At 66.2% G+C, this 19,789-nt stretch carries 20 protein-coding genes; 5 read left to right on the top strand and 15 right to left on the bottom strand.

The annotated features are described in order from the left end of the window. Positions 1 to 94: 94 nt before the first annotated feature. Both AC3A6I_RS12545 and uvrB read right to left on the bottom strand, forming a co-directional pair. Complete coding sequence (locus tag AC3A6I_RS12545) at positions 95 to 1,858, bottom strand: GmrSD restriction endonuclease domain-containing protein (RefSeq protein WP_487544052.1); 1,764 nt, start codon at positions 1,856 to 1,858, stop codon at positions 95 to 97. A 130-nt stretch (positions 1,859 to 1,988) separates the two neighbouring features. Further along, positions 1,989 to 4,478: an excinuclease ABC subunit UvrB gene (uvrB, locus tag AC3A6I_RS12540; protein WP_487545019.1), complete on the bottom strand. Its 2,490-nt coding sequence runs from the start codon at positions 4,476 to 4,478 to the stop codon at positions 1,989 to 1,991. 376 nt (positions 4,479 to 4,854) lie between these two features. On the opposite strand from uvrB, the gene AC3A6I_RS12535 reads away from it, so the two are divergent. From AC3A6I_RS12535 to AC3A6I_RS12525, 3 genes are all read left to right on the top strand, one after another. Then, positions 4,855 to 5,793, top strand: coding sequence for a Kelch repeat-containing protein (locus AC3A6I_RS12535; RefSeq protein WP_487544051.1), 939 nt, complete (start codon positions 4,855 to 4,857; stop codon positions 5,791 to 5,793). Positions 5,794 to 5,892: 99 nt separating this feature from the next. Continuing rightward, complete coding sequence (locus AC3A6I_RS12530) at positions 5,893 to 7,044, top strand: MFS transporter (RefSeq protein WP_487544050.1); 1,152 nt, start codon at positions 5,893 to 5,895, stop codon at positions 7,042 to 7,044. 134 nt (positions 7,045 to 7,178) lie between these two features. Then, positions 7,179 to 7,514 carry a YnfA family protein gene (locus AC3A6I_RS12525; RefSeq protein WP_487544049.1) on the top strand — a complete coding sequence of 112 codons (336 nt, stop codon included), beginning with the start codon at positions 7,179 to 7,181 and terminating at the stop codon, positions 7,512 to 7,514. A gap of 16 nt (positions 7,515 to 7,530) precedes the next feature. On the opposite strand, the gene AC3A6I_RS12520 is transcribed toward AC3A6I_RS12525, so the two are convergent. Continuing rightward, on the bottom strand, positions 7,531 to 8,523 hold the full coding sequence (locus tag AC3A6I_RS12520; RefSeq protein WP_487544048.1) for a bestrophin family protein: 993 nt from the start codon (positions 8,521 to 8,523) through the stop codon (positions 7,531 to 7,533). A 511-nt stretch (positions 8,524 to 9,034) separates the two neighbouring features. Between AC3A6I_RS12520 and AC3A6I_RS12515 the strand changes: the two genes are divergently transcribed. Further along, positions 9,035 to 9,949, top strand: coding sequence for a dihydrodipicolinate synthase family protein (locus AC3A6I_RS12515; RefSeq protein ID WP_487544047.1), 915 nt, complete (start codon positions 9,035 to 9,037; stop codon positions 9,947 to 9,949). On the opposite strand, the gene uppS is transcribed toward AC3A6I_RS12515, so the two are convergent. The 8 genes from uppS to AC3A6I_RS12475 form a co-directional block, all read right to left on the bottom strand. Beyond that, positions 9,903 to 10,607 (bottom strand): polyprenyl diphosphate synthase, encoded by a 705-nt coding sequence (uppS, locus tag AC3A6I_RS12510; protein ID WP_487544046.1) that lies wholly within the window; start codon positions 10,605 to 10,607, stop codon positions 9,903 to 9,905. The genes AC3A6I_RS12515 and uppS overlap by 47 nt on opposite strands. Positions 10,608 to 10,658: 51 nt before the next feature. Continuing rightward, positions 10,659 to 11,012 carry a transcriptional regulator gene (locus AC3A6I_RS12505; protein WP_487544045.1) on the bottom strand — a complete coding sequence of 118 codons (354 nt, stop codon included), beginning with the start codon at positions 11,010 to 11,012 and terminating at the stop codon, positions 10,659 to 10,661. Beyond that, positions 11,005 to 11,613 (bottom strand): hypothetical protein, encoded by a 609-nt coding sequence (locus tag AC3A6I_RS12500; protein ID WP_487544044.1) that lies wholly within the window; start codon positions 11,611 to 11,613, stop codon positions 11,005 to 11,007. Before AC3A6I_RS12500 ends, AC3A6I_RS12505 begins: the two co-directional genes overlap by 8 nt. A gap of 375 nt (positions 11,614 to 11,988) precedes the next feature. Continuing rightward, positions 11,989 to 12,414: an alternative ribosome rescue aminoacyl-tRNA hydrolase ArfB gene (arfB, locus tag AC3A6I_RS12495; protein ID WP_487544043.1), complete on the bottom strand. Its 426-nt coding sequence runs from the start codon at positions 12,412 to 12,414 to the stop codon at positions 11,989 to 11,991. A gap of 107 nt (positions 12,415 to 12,521) precedes the next feature. Continuing rightward, positions 12,522 to 13,163, bottom strand: a complete 642-nt coding sequence (locus AC3A6I_RS12490; protein ID WP_487544042.1) for an SH3 domain-containing protein — start codon at positions 13,161 to 13,163, stop codon at positions 12,522 to 12,524. Between the two features lie 160 nt (positions 13,164 to 13,323). Further along, positions 13,324 to 13,869, bottom strand: coding sequence for an SH3 domain-containing protein (locus tag AC3A6I_RS12485; protein ID WP_487544041.1), 546 nt, complete (start codon positions 13,867 to 13,869; stop codon positions 13,324 to 13,326). A gap of 180 nt (positions 13,870 to 14,049) precedes the next feature. Further along, a complete protein-coding gene (locus AC3A6I_RS12480; RefSeq protein ID WP_487544040.1) occupies positions 14,050 to 14,481 on the bottom strand; it encodes an acyl-CoA thioesterase in 432 nt (143 codons plus the stop codon). Then, positions 14,471 to 15,076 carry a thymidine kinase gene (locus tag AC3A6I_RS12475; protein ID WP_487544039.1) on the bottom strand — a complete coding sequence of 202 codons (606 nt, stop codon included), beginning with the start codon at positions 15,074 to 15,076 and terminating at the stop codon, positions 14,471 to 14,473. Before AC3A6I_RS12475 ends, AC3A6I_RS12480 begins: the two co-directional genes overlap by 11 nt. Before the next feature lie 331 nt (positions 15,077 to 15,407). Between AC3A6I_RS12475 and AC3A6I_RS12470 the strand changes: the two genes are divergently transcribed. After that, positions 15,408 to 15,800 (top strand): DUF2147 domain-containing protein, encoded by a 393-nt coding sequence (locus AC3A6I_RS12470; RefSeq protein ID WP_487544038.1) that lies wholly within the window; start codon positions 15,408 to 15,410, stop codon positions 15,798 to 15,800. 134 nt (positions 15,801 to 15,934) lie between these two features. On the opposite strand, the gene AC3A6I_RS12465 is transcribed toward AC3A6I_RS12470, so the two are convergent. The 4 genes from AC3A6I_RS12465 to AC3A6I_RS12450 form a co-directional block, all read right to left on the bottom strand. Next, a complete protein-coding gene (locus AC3A6I_RS12465) occupies positions 15,935 to 16,834 on the bottom strand; it encodes a DMT family transporter (protein ID WP_487544037.1) in 900 nt (299 codons plus the stop codon). 146 nt (positions 16,835 to 16,980) lie between these two features. Further along, the gene (locus AC3A6I_RS12460) at positions 16,981 to 18,213 is read right to left on the bottom strand and encodes an aminotransferase class V-fold PLP-dependent enzyme (RefSeq protein ID WP_487544036.1); all 1,233 of its coding nucleotides are present in this window, start codon (positions 18,211 to 18,213) and stop codon (positions 16,981 to 16,983) included. Between the two features lie 169 nt (positions 18,214 to 18,382). Continuing rightward, a complete protein-coding gene (locus AC3A6I_RS12455) occupies positions 18,383 to 18,934 on the bottom strand; it encodes a Spy/CpxP family protein refolding chaperone (RefSeq protein WP_487544035.1) in 552 nt (183 codons plus the stop codon). 297 nt (positions 18,935 to 19,231) lie between these two features. After that, positions 19,232 to 19,660, bottom strand: coding sequence for a CBS domain-containing protein (locus AC3A6I_RS12450; protein WP_487544034.1), 429 nt, complete (start codon positions 19,658 to 19,660; stop codon positions 19,232 to 19,234). Between the last annotated feature and the right edge of the window lie 129 nt (positions 19,661 to 19,789).

The following is a 19,789-nucleotide window of genomic DNA, read 5'->3' as shown; positions in this document are numbered from 1 at the left end:
ACCAGGGTATTGCTCTCCCGCCATGGGGCGCGCGACGACTTCCTCGAGGCCCGCTTCGTCCAATCGCTAGTCGGGCATCTAGCACCCGCTCGCCCTAGAAACGTTTGGCGATATTCGCGATCTGCTGAGGGCTGTCCGCCTTTACCGTCTGGTCGCCATCTCTCCAATATACCTCGCCATCAAAGAACGAGAGATCCTTCTGGGGCGGGACGCGGAATATGATCACTCCTAGGCCGAAGAATGAATTATAGTCAACGCTTGAAAGTATATCTGACTTCAATGGATCCGAGAGTGCTGATTGCTTAATGGCGTCGCGCCAGCGCGTGAAATAATCTTCTGTAGACAGGCCGAGGGCTACGGCCTCTCTTGCAACGCCAACGACATGTCGCTTTCCAACTTTGCGAGGAACGATTTTGTCGAGCTCAGTTATTCTCTCCGCATCTGCATCCTTGTCGGTTACCCCAACAATGATCTTTCCGTCGGCGCCGCCGCCAATATTAGCGATGGCGCACATTGTCTTCATGATTTTGCTAATGGCCTCATTGTCCACTCCTCGCGCGTTGTCGAGTCGAAGCATACCCTGCTTTAGCTCATAGTTTGCGAGTTCAATCTCCGACCGACGAATGTCGGTGTCGATGTCGGAAGATGTATGGTTGCCGTAGATTTTGGCCTTCTGGTCCTTGATCAAGAAGCTGGGAGAGACGAGGCCCTTTATCGTATCGACATTCTTCCTGCGTTCCTCGGGACTCGTGGAACCTCGGCTAGTGTCGATCCTCTCCGAAAGATTGTTCAGAGCGCTACCCACGTCGTCGTAACTTGATATCGCCTTACCCTCCTTCACGATCAATTCGTGAAAGGCAATCATGATCGCTGCAAAAGTTGACTGAAATGGGTTAGTGTTCTTGCTTTTGAATATGACATCCCGCAGCTTGGCATCCTTCTGCGTCGCGCAAGACTTAAGTATCTCGTCGAGACAAAATTTGAACTCGTCCGCGAAATTTTCGGCGCCATATACCTCCAGCGCGCCAAGCAGTTGCTCGGCAGACGAGCTACCTCTAGTATATATCTCATCCAATGCATCCTTCGAACGTTGGATGATGTTCCCGGATATTATGCAGGCTGCGATATCTGCTATGCACTGCTCGTCCATACTGTCACGGAGATCGGTCGAGCGTAGTATCCCATGGCTGACCCAAAAGACCTCTTCGGCCTTAACCTCATAGCCATGCTTGGCCATCGGTAGGTCGATGCTGATGCTAGGCATCTGATGAAGCGAGAGGACATCCGAGGTAGCGTCTCCACGCAGCGTGGACGCCAGCCGCCTAACGAGTTCGGAGAACTCGTTCTGAACCCCGGCTTGTCGGCGCTCTTGGTCGCTTAAGCGATGGCCGTAGGTGTTAATTCGGCCGAAGACATCATCGATCTCGTCTTCGCTTGCACCTCTCATCACAGAGAGGGCAAGTGAATAATCTAGTATCGTTGAGACCTCCTTCTGCGCGAGAACCTTCTCGGCCTCGATAGGGACGAATTCTCCAGCATCTTGCCGTCCCTTTGCAGTAGTGAAGAACTCTAGATTAAAAATAGCTCCGTCAATCGACGTAAATGCTCCCTCTATGAACGAGACAATCGCATGCAGTCGCTGCAGTCCGTCGATGATTTCATATGACCCGTCACCGCGTTCGGCAATAAGAATGGCCGGAATTGGATATTTCTTCATCAGCGACTCTATTAGTCGCTGTTTTTCTACAAGAGTCCAAACCAGCTTTCGCTGATAGCGGCGGTTTACAAATAGCTTATTCTCGGAATACCAGCCGTAAAGAGACTGGATCGAAGTTGGCTGCGATGCGAGTTCGGCCACGGTGTCCCCCTTTAGTAAGTTTCTAGCTAGCATGCGACTTCGCAATGTGGCGAAGAAAATTGCTGGCGCTACGTCTTATCCATCTCGTGCCAAACCGGTACGTCGAATGACAATTTGGGCGTTGGCCCGACTACTCCGCCCGCTCCCCCTCCAGCACATCCAGCTCCATCTCCCGCAGCCGCTTGATCTCGTCGCGGAGCCGCGCTGCCTTCTCGAACTCCAGGTTCGTGGCGGCTTCGCGCATTTCGCGTTCGAGGTCCTTGAGGACGGCGGCGAGGTTGGCGCCGGCCTGGACCTTTTCCTTGCCGGACTTGTCCTTGCCGATGCTGATGGTGACGTGGTCCTGCTCGTAGACGCTGTCGACGATCTCCTTGATGTTCGACTTCACCGATTGCGGGGTGATGCCGTTGGCCTCGTTGTAGGCGACCTGTTTCTCGCGGCGGCGTGACGTCTCCGCCATGGCGCGGTCCATGGAGCCGGTGACGTTGTCGGCGTAGAGGATGACCTTGCCGTCGACGTTGCGGGCGGCGCGGCCGATGGTCTGGATCAGGGAGGTTTCCGAGCGCAAAAAACCTTCCTTGTCGGCGTCGAGGATCGCGACGAAGCCGCATTCGGGGATGTCGAGGCCTTCGCGCAGGAGGTTGATGCCGACGAGGACGTCGAAGGCGCCGAGGCGGAGGTCGCGGATGATCTCGATGCGCTCGATGGTGTCGATGTCGCTGTGCATGTAGCGGACACGGATACCCTGCTCGTGGAGATACTCGGTGAGGTCCTCGGCCATGCGTTTGGTCAGCACGGTGACGAGGGTGCGGTAGCCGGCGCGGGTGACCTGGTGGATCTCGTCGACGACGTCGTCGACCTGGTTCTTGGCCGGGCGGATCTCGACGGGCGGGTCGATGAGGCCGGTGGGGCGGATGACCTGCTCGGCGAAGACGCCGTTGGCCTGCTCCATCTCCCAGGCGCCGGGGGTGGCGCTGACATAGACGGTCTGCGGGCGCATGGCGTTCCACTCCTCGAAGCGGAGCGGGCGGTTGTCCATGGCCGAGGGCAGGCGGAAGCCGTATTCGGCGAGGGTCGCCTTGCGGCGCAGGTCGCCGCGATACATGGCGCCGAGCTGGCCGACGGTGACGTGGCTTTCGTCGATGAAGACCAGCGCATTGTCGGGCAGGTATTCGAACAAAGTCGGGGGCGGCTCGCCGGCCTTGCGGCCGGAGAAGTAGCGCGAATAGTTCTCGATGCCGGCGCAGGAGCCGGTGGCTTCCATCATCTCGAGATCGAACAGGCAGCGCTGCTCGAGGCGCTGGGCCTCGAGGAAGCGGCCGGCGCCGTTCAACTCCTGCAGGCGCGCGGCGAGCTCCTTGCGGATCTCCTTGATGGCGCCGGTGAGGGTGGCGCGCGGCGTGACATAGTGCGAGTTGGCGAAGATGCGGACCGAGAGGAGGTCGGACGCTTTCTTGCCGGTGAGCGGATCGAACTCGGCGATCGACTCGATCTCGTTGCCGAACAGGGTGATGCGCCAGGCGGCATCCTCATAGTGGGCGGGGAACAGCTCGACCGTGTCGCCTCGGACCCGGAAGGTGCCGCGGGTGAAGCCGGCCTCGCCGCGCTTGTATTGCAGCTGGGCGAGGGCGCGGAGGAATTCGCGCTGGTCGAGCTTCTGGCCCTTGCGGACGTCGAGCGTCATGGCGGTGTAGTCCTCGACCGAGCCGATGCCGTAGATGCAGCTCACCGACGCGACGATGATGACGTCGTCGCGTTCGAGCAGCGCGCGCGTGGCGGCGTGGCGCATGCGGTCGATCTGCTCGTTGATGGTCGATTCCTTCTCGATATAGGTGTCGGTGCGCGGGACGTAAGCCTCGGGCTGGTAGTAGTCGTAGTAGGAGACGAAGTACTCGACGGCGTTGTCGGGGAAGAAGCTCTTCATCTCGCCATAGAGCTGGGCGGCCAGAGTCTTGTTGGGCGCGAGGATGAGGGCGGGGCGCTGGGTGCGCATGATGGTCTGCGCCATGGTGTAGGTCTTGCCCGAGCCGGTGACGCCGAGCAGGACCTGGTCGGTCTCGCCATTGTCGACGCCCTCGACCAGCTCGGCGATGGCGGTGGGCTGGTCGCCGCGCGGCTCGTACGGCGTGACGAGCTTGAACGGGATGCCGCCTTCCGACTTGGCACGCGGGGCGGGGCGGTGGGGCTTCCACTCGGTGTTGCCCTCGACCTCCTTGCGACCGTGCAGGATGATATCCTCGAGCGCCTTCACGGTGGCCGAGATGCCGACGGTCTGCGCGCCGGCAAGCGACTGGCCGGGCATGTTCTTGGTGACGCGCGACGAGCGCTTCGACTTGGCGGTCTCGAGCGCGCCGCGCAGCTGCTCCATGACCTCGGGGTCCTTGGCGGCTTCGCGGGAGATGTCGCGGGCGGTCATGCGGCCGGACGGGGCGTGGCCGAAGCCGGCCTGGTCGGACTCGCCCATGCCGCCGAAGTCCGGGCGTTCGACGGAGTTGGCCTTGGACTTGGGGGCTTTCAGCTGCATGCCGGTGGCGGCGGAGCGGGCGGACTTCTTCGGCTTTTCGGTGGCTAGGGGGCCTTCAGCCTTCTTCACCAAGGGTTGCGGCTTGAGCGGCTGGATGCCCGTGCCGTTGGCTTCGGCGGCGCGGCGGGCGGCGTTGTCGAGGGCGCGCTTGTTCTTGAGCCGCTCCTGCGGGAGGGCCTTCGACAGCCGCTGTTCCTCGGCCTTCTCGATCTCGCCGATGAAGTCGTCGATGGAGAAGCTGGACTCGGTGCTGGCGGGCTTCTTGGCGGGCATGACGGGCTCTCTGGGCGGACGCAGGTTCGGTAGCGAGCACCATAGATAGGTGCGCTGCCAGAATCTGTCAGTGTTCGTGTGGTTGCCACCAGATATAGCAACGCGCGAACGGAATGTGAACAGCGGCGGGCGTTTCCGGCGGTCACATCGTGGCCGGGTTCGTGGCGCAGGTTCGAGGCTTGCCGAAAAGGAGGCCCTGATGCGGTGGATGATCGTGGCCGTGCTGATGCTGCCGGGCCTGGCGGTGGCGCAGGAGTGTGCGCCGGGGACGTGGCGGGTGGCGGCGCCGTTGCCGGCGCAGCGCACCGAGGTGGCCGCGGCGAGCGACGGGCAGGCGGTGTATGTTGCCGGCGGCATGGCGATGGACGAGGCGACCGACCGGCTGACCGTCTATCGCTACGATCTGGCGGCGGATGCGTGGGCGGCGGCGGGCCAACTCGATGAGGCGGTGCACCATGCCGGGCTCGCGGTGGTGGACGGCAAGCTCTATGTGGTCGGCGGCTATGGCGGGCCGCGGAACGCGCCGACCGACCGGCTGCGGGTGATCGATCTGGCAACGGGGACGCTGAGCGATGGCGCGCCGATGCCGACGGCGCGCGGGGCGCTGGCGGTGGCGGTGCTCGATAGCCGGATCCATGCGATTGGCGGGACGGCGGAGGGGAGCGTCGCGACGCACGAGGTCTACGATCCGGCGACCGACAGCTGGGCCGAAGCGGCGGCGATGGCCGTGCCGCGCAATCATCTCGCGGCGGCGGCGCATGACGGGAAGCTGTACGCCATTGGCGGGCGGGATGAGACGACGTTTCTGCTCGATGCGGCGGAGATGTACGACCCGGCGGCTGATGCGTGGACGGATTTGGCGCCCCTGCCGACCGGCCGCAGCGGGATCGGCGCGGCGGTGCAGGACGGCAGGATCGTGGTGTTCGGCGGCGAGGTCGGCGGGGCGGATGGCCACACCTTCGCCGAGGCGGAGGCGTTCGACCCGGCCACGGGCACGTGGACGGCGCTGGCGCCGATGCCGACGGCGCGGCATGGGCTCGGGGTCGCGGCGGTGGGCGAGGACATCTACGTCGTTTCGGGCGGGCCGGAACCGGGGCTGACGGTGAGCGACGTCAACGAGGTGCTGTGCGGGCCGTAGGCGCCGGCGCGGCGGGCCGACCAATTAACGAGCAGATGGGGCTATTTGGCTCTTCCCACCGGGACACCTCGCCGCCAAGACTAGCGGCGAGGGAGACTTATGGATTCGCGGCTTTTCTGGCTGGCGCTGGCTGCAGCAGTGGGCGCCGTCGAGGGTGGTTTGATCGCCGGGTTGCTGCCGCTGATCAGCGCCGATCTCGGCGTGAGCCTGGGGCAGGCCGGCCTGCTGGTGCTGGGTTATTCGCTGGCCTACGCGATCGGACCGCCATTGGTAGCGGTGTTGCTCGGCGGGGTGGGGCGGCGGCGCATTCTCGCGGGGGCCGAGTTCGGGGTTTCGATCGGGTGCCTCACGATCGCGCTGATGCCGTGGTTCGAGGGGCTGGTTGTCGTCCGCACGCTGCTGGCCGTGGCGGCGGGCACGTTTACCGGCACGGCGATGGCGACGGCGGTGATGATGGCGCCGGCCGGGCAGCGCGGGCGCTACATGCAGGTGATCAGCATGGGACAGGCGCTGGCAGCACTGATCGGAGTGCCGTTCGGGGCGTGGCTGGCGGCGCAGTTCGGCTGGCGCTCGCATTTCCTGATGATCGCCTCGCTTGCCGGATTCGCGGCGCTGATGCTGTACACGCAGCTGCCGCGCGGCATGCATGGCGACACGCAGAGCATGCGGGACCGGGTGCGGGTGCTGCGCAACCCCGGTGTGGGCGCGGCGCTGCTGTCGACGCTGCTGTTCATGATCGGCTCGTCGCCGGTCATGGTCTATATCGGGGCGCTGATGGCGGCGGCCGGGATTGGCTACGAGACGCTGCCGCTCGTCCTGCTCGCCGGCGGTATCGGCGCGGTGGCGTGCGGTGCGAGCGCGGGGCGGATGGCCGATCGGTTCGGCTCGGTACGGGTCGGGCTGGTGGCCGGTATGGCGGCGCTGGCGGTGCTGGTTTCGTATGCGGCGCTGCCGCTATTGCCGCGCGACCTGGCGCTGCCGGGCATGCTGCTGGTCGTCGCGGTGCAGGGCTATGTGGGGCGGACCTATTCGATCGCGGTGGCGAGCCACATGGCGCACCTGGTGCCCACATCGGTGCCGGTGGCGATCTCGCTGAACATGTCGACATTCATGGTCGGCATGGCCGTGGCGGCGGCGGTGGGCGGCCTGGTGGTGGACGGGCTCGGCGCGATGGCGCTGCCGCTGCTCGGCGCGCCGCTGGTGATCGTGGCGCTGCTGGTGTGGCGGACGGTGCCGGAGGGGCGGCGCTGAGGGGCCTCGGTTGTCCGAACCCGGGGAGCGGGGGCCAGGTGGATCACCAGAAGCCGGTGTCGCCGTCGATGCCGCTGCCGGATTTCGGGCACGCGTGCTAAGCGGCGAACAGTGACGCTGTTCGGGAGATGCTCATGCCGATGATTGCGACGACGGCGCTGATCTATGGCGGCGCGGCGCTGGTCGAGATCGCCGGGTGCTTTGCATTCTGGGCGTGGCTGCGACAAGGCCAATCAGTGCTGTGGGTGGTGCCGGGCATGGCGGCGCTGGCGGCGTTCGCGTGGCTGCTGACGCTGGCGCCGGCCGAGCATGCGGGCCGGGCATTCGCCGCCTATGGCGGGGTGTATATCGTGGCGTCGCTCGCCTGGGGCTGGGCGGTCGAGGGTCGGGCGCCGGATGGCTGGGACGTCGGCGGCGGCGTGCTGGCACTGGCAGGCGCGGCGGTGGTGCTGTTCGGGCCGCGGGGATAGGGACGCTGCCCCGGTCTCAGGTCGCGATGCCGTTTACGGGCTGGAGGCGCGGGGGCAGGTCGGTTTCGCCGAGGCGCCGCTTTATCTCGATTTCGATGTTGCGGCAGATCGTGGAAATGGGGACGTCGTTGGCGTTGCCTTCGAAGGGATTGGCGGTGCTCTCGGTGACCTGGTCGAGCGACATGTAGGCCCAGCCCAGCAGGGCGCTGAAGGGGACGCTCAGCCACAGCATGACCGGCGCGAGAACGCCGCCGGCTGTGCCGGCGAAGATCGGGACGACGCCGAAGGGGAGGAGCGTCACGAAGATCCAGACGAACATGGCGCTGACCACGGCGTACTGGCGCGGGTAGGGCGCGTCCTTGATGCGGTCGCAGCGGGTCTGGTGGTCGTGGCACTCGCGCAGGAGCTTCTGCAACTCGCCGAAGATCTGGGTGGGGACGGCGTTCGCCTGCAAGAGGGCATTGATCTCGCGGCCCTGGCGGGCGAGCAGGGCGAGGGCGGGCTGATCGGTGGCGAGGACCTCGTCGGCTTCGGCGCCGATCAGGGCGCGCAGCTCGACGGGGAGCGAGCCGGTATCCTCCTGGATGTGGTAGCGGCGGCGGTATTCCTTGTTGGCGGCGCGGCCGAGGCTTTCCCAGACGCGCGGTTGACGCAGGGCGAAGCGCTGCGCGGTGAGCCAGGCCAGATGGCGGTGAAGAATGCGGCGGGCGGTCGGCGGCTCGGCGAAATCGCAACAGAAGCCGGCGAGCAGGCGGCTGGTGGTGGCGATGCCGGTATAGGTAGCGAGCGCATCGCTCGAGCGCTGCAGGACCTGCGAGCTCTTGAAGCCGGTGACCAGCGATACCGTGGTGCCGAGGACGAGGATGATCGGCCAAGGGATGGAGAAGCCGGCAGTGGGCGGGAAGATGTAGACGAGCACGGCGACGAGGCTGATCGCCAGCATGTAGATGACGCTGCGGCGCGACCAGAGGGCGAAATCCTTGAGCTTGTATGACCGGCCGAGGTGCATGGTGGTTCTCCGAGTCTCGTGCTGGCGTGTTCTAGCGGAGAGGCGGAGTGGGGGCTACTGGCGGGACGGTGTGGGGGGCTCCACCCCCTCCGAGCTGCGCTAGTTCGCTTTGCTCACAAGCTGCGCTTGCCTCCCCCATCAAGGGGGAGGTGGGGGCCGGTGCGTTTGGCCGCCCCTCGACCGCCTACGGCGGTCGGGGGAGGATCACGGAGGGGCTGGTGCGTGTTGCTTAGGCGGATGCGGAGGCGCGGAGGTGGCGTTTGCGGTAGGCGCTGGGGGTAAGTTCGCCAAGCAGGGCGGCGCCACCGACGCCGAGATTTCAGAGGCGATCGCGCAGGCGGCTTATGTGCGGCACTGGAGCACCGTGATCAACGCGGCCAGATCCCGTTCGAGTCGTTCAAGGCCGAATTTGGCGGCGACTGATGCCTGGTTGGGTGCCCGAGGTAGACCTTGGGCGCCCTTTCCTCCCATGCCCGGCCTCCTTAGGGTAGCGGGCAACAGGGAGGATCTCATGGCTTTTGCGGTTTCGGGCGTGAACAGCGCGGTGGCAACGCCGGTGAATGCGGACCTATCGCCGGACCTGGGGCTGATGGCCGAGCACTGCCAGTGGCTGCTCGCCAATGGCTGCGACGGGCTGGCGATCCTGGGGACGACGGGCGAGGCCAACTCGTTCAGCGTCAGCGAACGGCAGGCGATCGTCGAGGGCGTGCTGAAGGCTGGGATCGCGCCGGAGCGGCTGCTGCCGGGCACGGGCGTTTCGGCGGGGCCGGAGACGGTGGCGCTGACCAAGCATGCCCTCGCCAACGGCATCTCCCGGGTCGTGATGCTACCGCCGTTCTACTACAAGGGCGTGAGCGACGATGGCCTGTTCGATGCCTATGCGCGGGTGATCGAAGGGGTGGGTGACAGCCGGCTGCAGGTCATCCTCTACCACATCCCGCAGATGTCGGCGGTGCCGCTCAGCTACGCGCTGATCGGGCGGCTGATCGAGGCGTTTCCGGGCACTGTGGTGGGGATCAAGGATAGCTCGGGCGACAAGGCGAACCTGCTCGGCATGGTGAAGGCTTTCCCAGGTTTTGCCGTGATCGCCGGGCCCGATCCGCTGTTCCTCGACCTGCTGCGCGAGGGCGGGGCGGGGTGCATCACCGGGGCGTCCAACCTGATTCCGGACATGCTCAGGACGATCTACGAGAATTGGCAGACGGACCCGGCCAAGGCCGAGGCGGCGCAGGCCAAAGCCATCGAATGGCGCAACCTGACGATGAGCTACTCGCAGATGCCGACGCTCAAGGCGCTGCTGGGCGAACGGACCGGCGCCACCGGGTGGCGCCGGGTGCGGCCGCCGCTGGTGGCGCTGACGGACGAGCAGGTGGCGGCGCTCAGGCCGCAGGCTGCGGCACTGCGAGCGGAACCGGCGTCGGCATGACCGTGCCAAAACTGCGGGTGCGGCGGGCATAGTCGGCGAGGGCCAGGTTGAACTCGGCGGGGCCGAAATCGGGCCACTTCACCTCGGTGAAGTAGAGCTCGGCCTGGGCGCATTCCCACAGCAGGAAATCGGACAGGCGCTGGTCGCCACCGGTGCGGATGAGGAAATCGACGTCCTCGGTGCCCAGCCGCTCGACCAGCGCCTCGGCGGTCAGCCCCTCGGAAGCGGCAGCGAGGAGGGCATCGCGCGCCGAGTAATCGAGCGCGATGCGCAGGTGGAGCAGGGGTCCGCCGGCGGTGGTGCGTTCGATGGCATCGATGGCCTTGCGGAGGGCGAGGGGCACGCGGTCGCGGCGGCCGAGGATGCTGACTCGCACGCCGGCGGCGCGGAGCTTTGGGGCCTCGACCATGAGGAAACGGCGGAGCAGGGACATGAGGCCGCTCACTTCGGCCTCTGGGCGCTGCCAGTTGTAGGTGGAGAAGGCGTAGAGGGTGAGCGCGCCGATGCCGCGTTCGATGGCGGCGCGGACGATGGCGCGCACGGCGTCGGCGCCGACCTTGTGGCCGGCCTCTCGCGGCAGGCCACGCGCCTCGGCCCAGCGGCCATTGCCATCCATGATGACGGCGACGTGGAGTTTGTGGGTAGGATTAGTTTGCATTGCAAACCTCGTTGGCAAGGAAAGTCGGAATTCGGAGGTCGGAAGTCGGAGTTAGGCGGGTTTGGGGCTGAGTTCGTCGAGGCCGGCGCGGGCGGAGGCGTCGCGGATGACCTGCTCGAGGGTGCCGAGATAATCGAGGAAGCGCTGGCGGCCTTCGGCGGTGAGGCGGATCTCGGTGCGAGGGCGCTTGCCTTCGAAGCCTTTGTGGATCGTTACGAGACCGGCTTCCTCGAGCACGGCAAGGTGGCGGCTCATGTTGCCCTGGGTGAGGCCGCAGAGGCGGAGCAGGTCGTTGAAGGCGAGGCCGGCGGGGTGGCTCACCAGCGAGGTGAGGATGCCCAGCCGGGCCTTTTCGTGGATGACGCGGTCGAGCCCGTCATAGGCGAAGGGGGCGGGTTCACTCATGGGTCGTTTGGGTGGCGCGGTGGACGATCAGGGCGACGAGGAACTGGCCGATGGCGAAGGGCAGGCCCATGAACCAGGGCGACAGCGTCTGGTCGCGGGCGGCGAGGAGCAGGACGGCGAAGCCGGCGAGCAGGTACCAGGCGCCGGCGAGCGCCATGGCGCGGGGCAGGGAGCGGGCGGCGGCGAAAATGCCGAGGCTGACGAGGATCAGCCACAGGCCGGGGAGCAGCCACATCAGCGTCGGCGCGGCGATGAAGACGAAGGCGAGCAGGCCGGCGCCGGCGACACCGGCAGGCACGAAGTTCAGCACGGCCTCGCGGATCATCTGGTCGGCGAGGCGGCCGTGGTGACGCTCGGCGCGGCGCAGCATTTCGGCGCCGATCAGCGCGAGGGCGACGATGGCGGTGATGATCCAGGCGGCAAAGAAGGGGGTTGGCGCGGGCGGGGTGGCGGACCAGATCGACTGGGCGGTGGCGACGACGAGGGCGAGTGCACCGGTGAGCGCGAGAGCGGCCGGGCCGAGGCCGCGGAACTCGCTCGACTGGGCGAGGCGGCTCTTGATTTCGACGATATCGGCGAGGGCCTTGTCGAGATCGCTCATGGCGGACTCAGTTGGTTTGCGATGCAAACCAGATTGGAGAGCAAATTGAGGCGGGGGTGTGGCGGGGGCGCTGGAGCGGACGAGTTTGGGGCTCCAGCCATTCGAGCGTAGCTCTCATGGCCTTCTCCCCTAAAATCGCTCCACTGGAGCGATTTTGCCTTCGGCACGGCTCGAAGCCCCTCCGAGCTGCGCTAGTTCGCCGGCGCTCACAAGCTGCGCTTGCCTCCCCCTTCAAGGGGGAGGTGGGGGCCGGTGGGTGGGTTAGAAGGTGCCCCGCACTCGATTGTCATACCGCTGGTGCGTGTGGCCGCCCCCTCCACCAGCTTCGCTGGTCCCCTCCCCGGGGAGGATCACGGAGAAGGCGGTGCGTGGGGGCTAGTAATCCACCTTGCCGCGCAGTTGCTTCGTAGTGCTGCGTTGGGATTTGCCTTCGAGGCGGCGTTTTTTGGAGGCGAGGGTCGGGCGGGTGGCGCGGCGGGGTTTGGGTGGGACCAAGGCGGCGCGGAGCAGGGCGACGAGGCGCTCGATCGCATCGTCGCGGTTCTGGGGCTGATTGCGGAAGCGGTTGGCAGTGAGGACGACGGCGCCGTCGGTGGTGAGGCGGCTGCCGGCGAGGGCGGCGGCGCGGTGCTTCAGCGGCTCGGGCAGGGAGGGGGAGCCCATCAGATCGAAGCGGAGCTGGGCGGCGGAGGCGACCTTGTTGACGTTCTGGCCGCCAGGGCCGGGACTGCGGATATAGGCGATCTCCACTTCGGCGAGCGGGAGGTGAACGTTGCCGCCGATGTGGATGGTGTCGGGCAATGCGGGCGGTTCCGGCGAAAAGGGGCCCTCTGCGATCTAGCCGCGTGGGGCCGGACATGCAAACGCCGCCCTGTGAGGGGCGGCGTCGCTGGTTCGGTATGCGCGGCTCAGCGGACGCGGAGCGACCGGACGCGGTCCTCGGCGGCGCCGAGATTGCGCGTGCTGCGCGAGATCACGATGCAGCGGCCATCGAAGTTGGTGCGTTCGCAGATGAGTACCTCGGCATCGCCCTGGATCTGGATCGAGGAGATCTCACGATCCCAGCGGCCGAGGCGGGCCAGGCGTTCGCCCGGACGGGCACAGAAGCTGTCGCCGCGGAAATTGCTGCGCTCGTAGAAGCAGGCGCGGTCACGCTCGCGAATCGGGCGGCCGGGGCGGAGATCGAAGCCGCCGGAGCCGATCTGGAAGCTGAAGCCGGGGACCGAGAAGCCGATGCTGACATCGGGGCGGCTCGGGCCGGGGCCCGGACGATCGGGCACGATCACGCGGCCACCGTCGGCAATGCTGAGATAGTTGGCGGACACCCAGCCATCGGGGCCGGACTTGAGAACATAGCACCAGCCGCCGCTGCAGCGGTCGATCTCGACCTGCTGGCCGGGGCTGAGCACGTCGACGACGGCGCCGTTCACCGGCGCATTGCGGACGTTGACGCTCGACGTGGCGACCGCGGACTGGGCCTGGGCCGCCGCGGTGACCAGAATGAGTGAACTGATCGCAACGGCCACGGCCGTAACCAGCTTCTTGATCATGGAATCCTCTCTTGTGACGCTTTTTGAGTCGGACAGTGCCGCAAATTGCAGAACGGCGCGCCGGTGACGCGGGTTCCACGCTTGCCCGGGGAATCTACCAAGAAATCAGGCACCGCAGAGCTTTGCGATGCCTAGGGTCAACAGCCGGTAAAGCCGCGGATCAGTAAACGCGCACAGAGGTGACGTTGTTGTCGAGGAAGCCGTGCAGCCGGCCCTGGCTGTTGTTGATGTGCTCGCAGTAGTTGAGGAAGTTGCGATCACGGCAGAGCATCACCGAGGCATTGCCCTCGATGCTGACCGAGGAGAAGCGGTTGTCGGCATTGAGCAGCAGCAGGTCGCGGGCACGGAAGCCCGGCTTGGTGCACAGCGCCTCGCCGGTGAAGTTGCGGCCTTCGTAGAGGCAGACAATGCCCGGGCCACCGCCCTTGTAGCGGATGGGATCGAGCCGGCCGAAGGTCAGGTCGCGGAGGTGGGTCCAGCCGGCGGCACCGTCGGCGCGCACGCGGCACCAGAGCTTCTGGCAGCGATCGACATGGACGCGGGTGGCAGGCAAAACCTCGCCGACGAACTGGTATTCGGTACCCGGGCCCTGGAAGAGTTCGAGGGTACGGAGCGACCAGGCCGGCGAGCCGGTCTGCGCCTGGGCAGCGGCCGAGCCGAGCATGAGGAGCGCGAGCGCGGTGAAAATTGCCAATAGCTGCTTCATGTTCGCCCCCAAGGCTGGTTCGGTGCGTGAGAGTAGCGGGGCAGCGCCGGGGTTGGAAGAGCCGAGGTGCAACAGGGCGGGGGAAAGTGGGGTGGGGAGGAGGTAGGAGTTAGAAGGTAGAAATTAGAAGTGGGTGCGGCGCTCGCCCTTCTACCTCTCCTAATTTCTACCTTCTAATTTCTACTTCCTGCCTTCCTCCGCTGGGATCTTCCGCTTGTTGCCCTGTTCGTCGAGGGCGACGTAGACGAAGCGGCCGTCGGTGACTTTTACGCGGTCGGCGATGCGGTTGCGGCGGGCCCAGGCTTCGATGGCGATTGTGATCGAGGTGTTCCCGACGCGTTCGACGGTGGTGTAGACGCACAGCACGTCGCCGACCTTGACCGGCGCGATGAAGGTCATGGCCTCGACGGCGATGGTGACGACGCGGCCCTGGGCGCGCTCGACGGCGGCGATGGCGCCGGCAATATCCATCTGGCTCATGACCCAGCCGCCGAAAATGTCGCCCGCCGGATTGGTGTCTGCCGGCATGGCCAGGGTGCGGACGGTGAGTGTGCCCCTGGGCTGAGGGGTGCCGGGATCGGCATCGTGGCCGTAGCTGGTGTCAGTGGTCATGGCGGGGTCCTTTCGGGGGCCAGCGGCCGATTTCTTCTTCCCAGTGCTCGCGGCAGAGGGACACGTAGACGGATTTCTCGATGGCGACCTGAGCGCCTTCGGTGAGGGCGCCGCCGGCTTCGTCGCGGCGGACCACCATGGTCGCCTTCTTGCCGCAGAAGCAGATGGTGCGCACCTCGCGCAGCTCGTCGGCGATGGCGAGCAGCTCGGACGAGCCGGGGAAGAGCATGCCGCGGAAATCGGTGCGGAGGCCATAGCACATCACCGGCACGTCGAGCCGGTCGGCGACACGGGCGAGCTGCCAGACCTGATCGGCGGTGAGGAACTGCGCCTCGTCCACGAAGACGCAATCGACCTTGCTTTCCTGCAGGTGGTCGTTGACGCGCTGGAACAGGTCGTCCTCGCCGGTGAAGAACTCGGCTTCGGCCGAGATGCCGATGCGGGAGGAGATGATGCCGACATCGCCCTCGGCATAGAGTTTGCTGGTGAAGAGCAGCGTGCGCATGCCGCGCTCGACATAGTTGTACGACGCCTGCAGCAAGAGGGTCGATTTGCCGGCATTCATCGCCGAGTAGGAGAAGTAGAGCTTGGCCATGTCCGTTCATGCCGCGCGGCGCGGGACGGTGCGAGGCCAAAGCGCGTATCTCAACAAAAATCGGCCGCCTGGCGGGGGCGGCCGATAAGAGATGCCGAATGGAGCTCGGCTGCAGGAAGGACGTGTTGGCGGCGAATCCATCCTGCGCAGAAGGCGGCCGGTTGCCTGATTTTGGGCGGGAGCAACGGGCCATTCACCGGGGGCAGGGGGGCCGGCCCGGACGCTGCCAAGCTATTGACGCCGCATGACAAGCAGATGACGCGATGGATCATATTAGAGACATTATCCCTCAGTAGCGGAGGGGCGCGGGCAGGGCTCCCCGGAGAGCAGAATGAAGACTTTCAGCAGGATGATATTGGCGCTTGGACTTGTCGCTTCCATGATGGGCGGCGCGTTTGCGCAGGGGCTCGACCCGTCCGGCGTGTGGGTGGCCGAGAAGAACTCGGACTACGAGGTGAAGATGTGCGGGCCGGAGAATGACCGGCTGTGCGTCCGCCTGGTCGGGCTGCGCAAGAAGATGGATAAGCCGCGCAACCGCGAATATCTCAACAAGACCATCATCGATGGCGCCAAGCCGGACGGGAAGAACCGCTGGAAGGGCAAGATGAGCGTCTACGGTCACACCGGCGACGTGTGGGTCAACATGAAGAGCGACGGCGCCCTGCATGTGAAGCTGTGCGCCTATGTCGTGATCTGCGACGAATACGACATGACGCGGAAGTAGCGTTTGCGATCCCGCGCAGGCGGGAACCTGGTTGCGAGACCGAGCGTGTGGCCACTGGATCCCCGCCTTCGCGGGGATGACGCCGGGTTTGTTGTCGGTCTGATGGCCGTCCGCATGTGTGAAGCGCTCCGGCCTCAGGCGCGGGCGGCTCGGCGTTGCTGCAGGGCCGGCACCGCTTCCACCAATACGATGGCACAGAAGATGAGCATGGCGCCGGCATAGCCGATGGGCGTCAGCCGCTCGCCCAGCAGCAGGGCGCCGCCGAGCGCGGCGAACAGGCTTTCGGCTGACAGGATGATCGCGGCATTGGCGGCCGGCACATATTGCTGCGCCACGGCCTGCAGGGTGTAGGCGATGGCGGTCGACATCAGGCCGGCATAGGCGATCTCGACCCAGCCATCGGCCGGTGCTGCCGGGTCGGGGGCCTCGAGGCCGAGAGCGGCGGCGGTCGAGAGCAATCCCACGGCGAGGAAGCTCGCGGCGGAAATGATGACGGGAAGACCGGTCTCGCGGCTGAGGTAGCCGACAAGGAAGACGTGGCCGCCCCAGAACACGGCGCTCAGCACCATCAGGCCATCGCCGGCGTTGAAGCTCGAGAACTGGCCGCCATTGAGATAGTAGATGCCGACTAGGGCGAGCGGGGCACCGAGATAGGTGATCGGGTGCGGCTTCACGCGGATGGCGAGGAAGGCGATCAGCGGCACGAACAGCACGTAGAGCGAAGTAAGAAAGCCGGAGTTGGTCACCGAGGTCTGCACGATCCCGTATTGCTGCAGCGCCGAGGCGAGAAAGAAGCTGACGCAAAGCAGGGCGAGCAGCACGCCGTGGCGGGCCGTGAGCCTACCGACCGCCTCGCGTCTCGACCGGTATTCGGCGACGGCGAAGGGGAGAAGCGCAAGGCCGCCGAGGAGGAAGCGGGCGCCGGCGAAGGTCATGGGGCCCATGTGGTCCATGGCCGTCTTCTGCGCGACGAAGGCAAAGCCCCAGATGGCGGTGGCAACGAGCAGCAGCAGGACGGCGACGGGACGGGTCATGCCGGGTGGTGTAGCCGTGCGATGGGGCAGGCGTCGAACGGATTTTGGCGATGGATTCGATCAGCGGGGGTGATGGGGGAGAAAGTCGGAATTCGAAAGTCGAAAGTCGGATTCCGAACTCCGACTTTCGACTTCCGAGGCCGCGGCTATTTCAGCTCCGCGTCGAGCGCGGCGATCAGCTGCTGGATTTCGGCGGGGGTGGTGTAGTGGGTGAAGGAGAGGCGGAGGACGCCGTGGCCCGGGTTGATGCCGAGCGCTTCGAGCAGGCGCCAGGCGTAGAAATTGCCGCCGGAGGCCATGATCTTGTGGCGTGACAAGCGCTCGGCGGCCTCGATGGCAAGGCCGGCGACGGCGAGGGAGACGGTGGGGGCGCGGACGGCCGGGTCGGTGGGGCCGATGACGCGCAGGCTGTTGCGGCCGCTCAGATACTCCATCAGCGGGGCGAGCAGCGCGATTTCCTGGGCGCGCATGGCGGCGTGGGCCTTGCGGAACGGGTTGGCGCCTTCGGCCTTGTCGCCAGCGATCTCGGCGACGCGCTCGAAATAGTCCGCGATGCCGGCGCTGGCGGCGATCTGGGCGTGATCGGGGCCGGCCGGGGTCAGGCGCTTGCGCGGCTGGGTGTCGTTGAAGAAGTGGCCCTGGTTGGGCAGTTCCGACGCCAGCGAGGGGCGGACGGCCATGATGCCCTGGTGCGGCCCGTACACCTTGTAGGCGGAGAACAGGTAGATGTCGCAGCCGAGCTCGAGCAGGTCGGGCAGGCCGTGCGGGGCGTAGGAGACGCCATCGACCACGGTGACGGCGCCGTAGCTCTTGGCTTTCTTCGCGATCTCGGCGACCGGGTTGATCTCGCCGACGATGTTGGAGGCGTGCGGGAAGCAGACGGCGCGGACCTTGCTGTCGAAGAGCTTGTCGAGCTCGGCCGGATCGAGCCGGCCGGTCTGCAGATCGACCTTCCACTCGCGCACGGTGATGCCGCGCTCGGCAAGCCTGCGCCAGGCGCCGGAATTGGCTTCGTGGTCCTGATTGGTGACGATGATGGCTTCGCCGGGCTTCAGCCAGCCGCCGAAGGCGTTGGCGAGCACATAGGTGTTGCCGGAGGTGGAGGGGCCGAAATGGATCCAGTCCATGCCGACATTCAACGCCTGGGCGATGCGGCGATGCGCGTTGTCCATCTGCGCGCCGGCATCGCGCGAGGCGGGGTAGAAGCCGTAGGGCTGGACCTTGTTGGCGCGGTAATAGTGCTCGAGCTTTTCGGTGACCTGGCGCGCCGTATACGAGCCGCCGGCGTTCTCGAAGAAGGCCCAGCCCGCGAGCGAGGGCTCGCGGAAGGCCGGGAACTCGGCACGGATCAGGTCGGGATCGAGAGGCAGGTCGGTCATCGGAGGCTCGCGGGGAGAGGTCCGATGGTTAGCGGAGCGAAACGACGGCGGCAACACAGCCGTGAGAATTAAGAAGAAGCCCCGGCCGGCGAATGCCGGGGCTTCCAGCGGGTGGCATGCAGCGCGTTTGGGGCCGCACTGCCTACCGGTACTCAGCCACCCGCAGTGGCTAGAGCTTGCCGGTTTCGGCCGGCCTGGCCGGATGCGGCGCGACGGGACGCTGGCGCATCGGCAGCAGCTGGGCCTTCTGTGCGTCGGAGAGGCTGTCGTAGAAGGCGCGGAACTGGGGCAGCAGCTCGCTCATGGCGGCGAGGCGGGCCTCGTCGAATTTCAGGCGCTGTTCGAGGCGCTGGATCAGGTCGGCGCGCGCACCGCGCTCAGGGCGAAGGGTGGCGCAGTGGTCGGCGAAATCGGTCTGGGTGGCGAGGGCGGTGGTGCGGAAATCCTCGAACAGGCCGCGTTGGCTAGTGGTGAGGTCGAGGCGGGCGGAAACGCGGTCCAGCCGGCGCTCGAGGCGATCGGCGGCACGAGGGGCGCAGGAGACTTCGGCGAGGCGGAAGGCGCCGCCGGCGCCCCGGCGGAACTCGAGCAGGCGGCCGTCACGTTGATCGAAGCCGGGACGGGCGTGGTGCTGGGGGCCGCCGGCGAAGGCAGGGCTCATGGCGGTGAGGCCGAGGGCGGCAACGAGGGCGGCGAGGATTCTGGCGCGGGCGGAGGTCATACGGGTCACTCCCAAGCGTGGTTGATGGGGGACGATGCCGCGCTTCGGCTTGCGGGCGGATTGCGGGCAGGTGAATTCGCGGAAAGGTTGGAAAGGTGGAGGCGAGCTCTGGGGCTGGTGCGTGTGGTCCCACCCCCTCCGAGCTGCGCTAGGCAGCGAGCTGCCAAGCTTCGCTTGCCTCCCCCATCAAGGGGGAGGTGGGGGCACGAACCGGCCCGGGTGCTTGTGGCCGCCCCCTCCACCAGCTTTGCTGGTCCCCCTGCCCCGTGAACGGGGGAGGATCGGGAGAGGCCGGTGCTAGCTTGCGATGTATTCCTTGAGGGCGAGGGCTTCCTGTTCGGTTTCCTCGATCTTGCGTTTCACCACGTCGCCGATGGAGACGATGCCGGTGAGCTTGCCGCTATCGACGATCGGGATGTGGCGGACGCGGTGGCGGGTCATGGTTTCCATGAGGTCCGAGACCGAGGCGCCGGAGGTGCAGGTGATCACCTTGGCGGTCATGGCGCTACGCACGGGGCTCGCGAGCAGTGCGACCGGGTCCTTGTCGAGCCGCCGGACGATGTCACGCTCGCTGAGGATGCCCGCGACCTTGCCCTTGGCGTCGACGACGACCACGGCGCCGATCTTCTTGCCGTTGAGGATGGCGATCGCCTCGGAGATGGGCGCGCCGGCCTCGACGGTGAACACCGCGTGGCCCTTGGATTGAAGGATAGTCTCGACTTGCATCGTTAGTCCTCCTCTCTGACGGCATAGTGCGCCAAAGGGGAGGGGTGGGCAAGGGTTGGGCGGGGAGCCATTGGTAGGGCGGGGCGGTACGGGATTGGAGGGGCAGGCGCTCTGGGCTCCACCCCCTCC

The organism is Devosia sp. Soil_C_22 (assembly GCF_057657195.1).
Note: the sequence above shows the minus strand (reverse complement) of the source record. Positions and strands in the feature narration are given on the sequence as shown.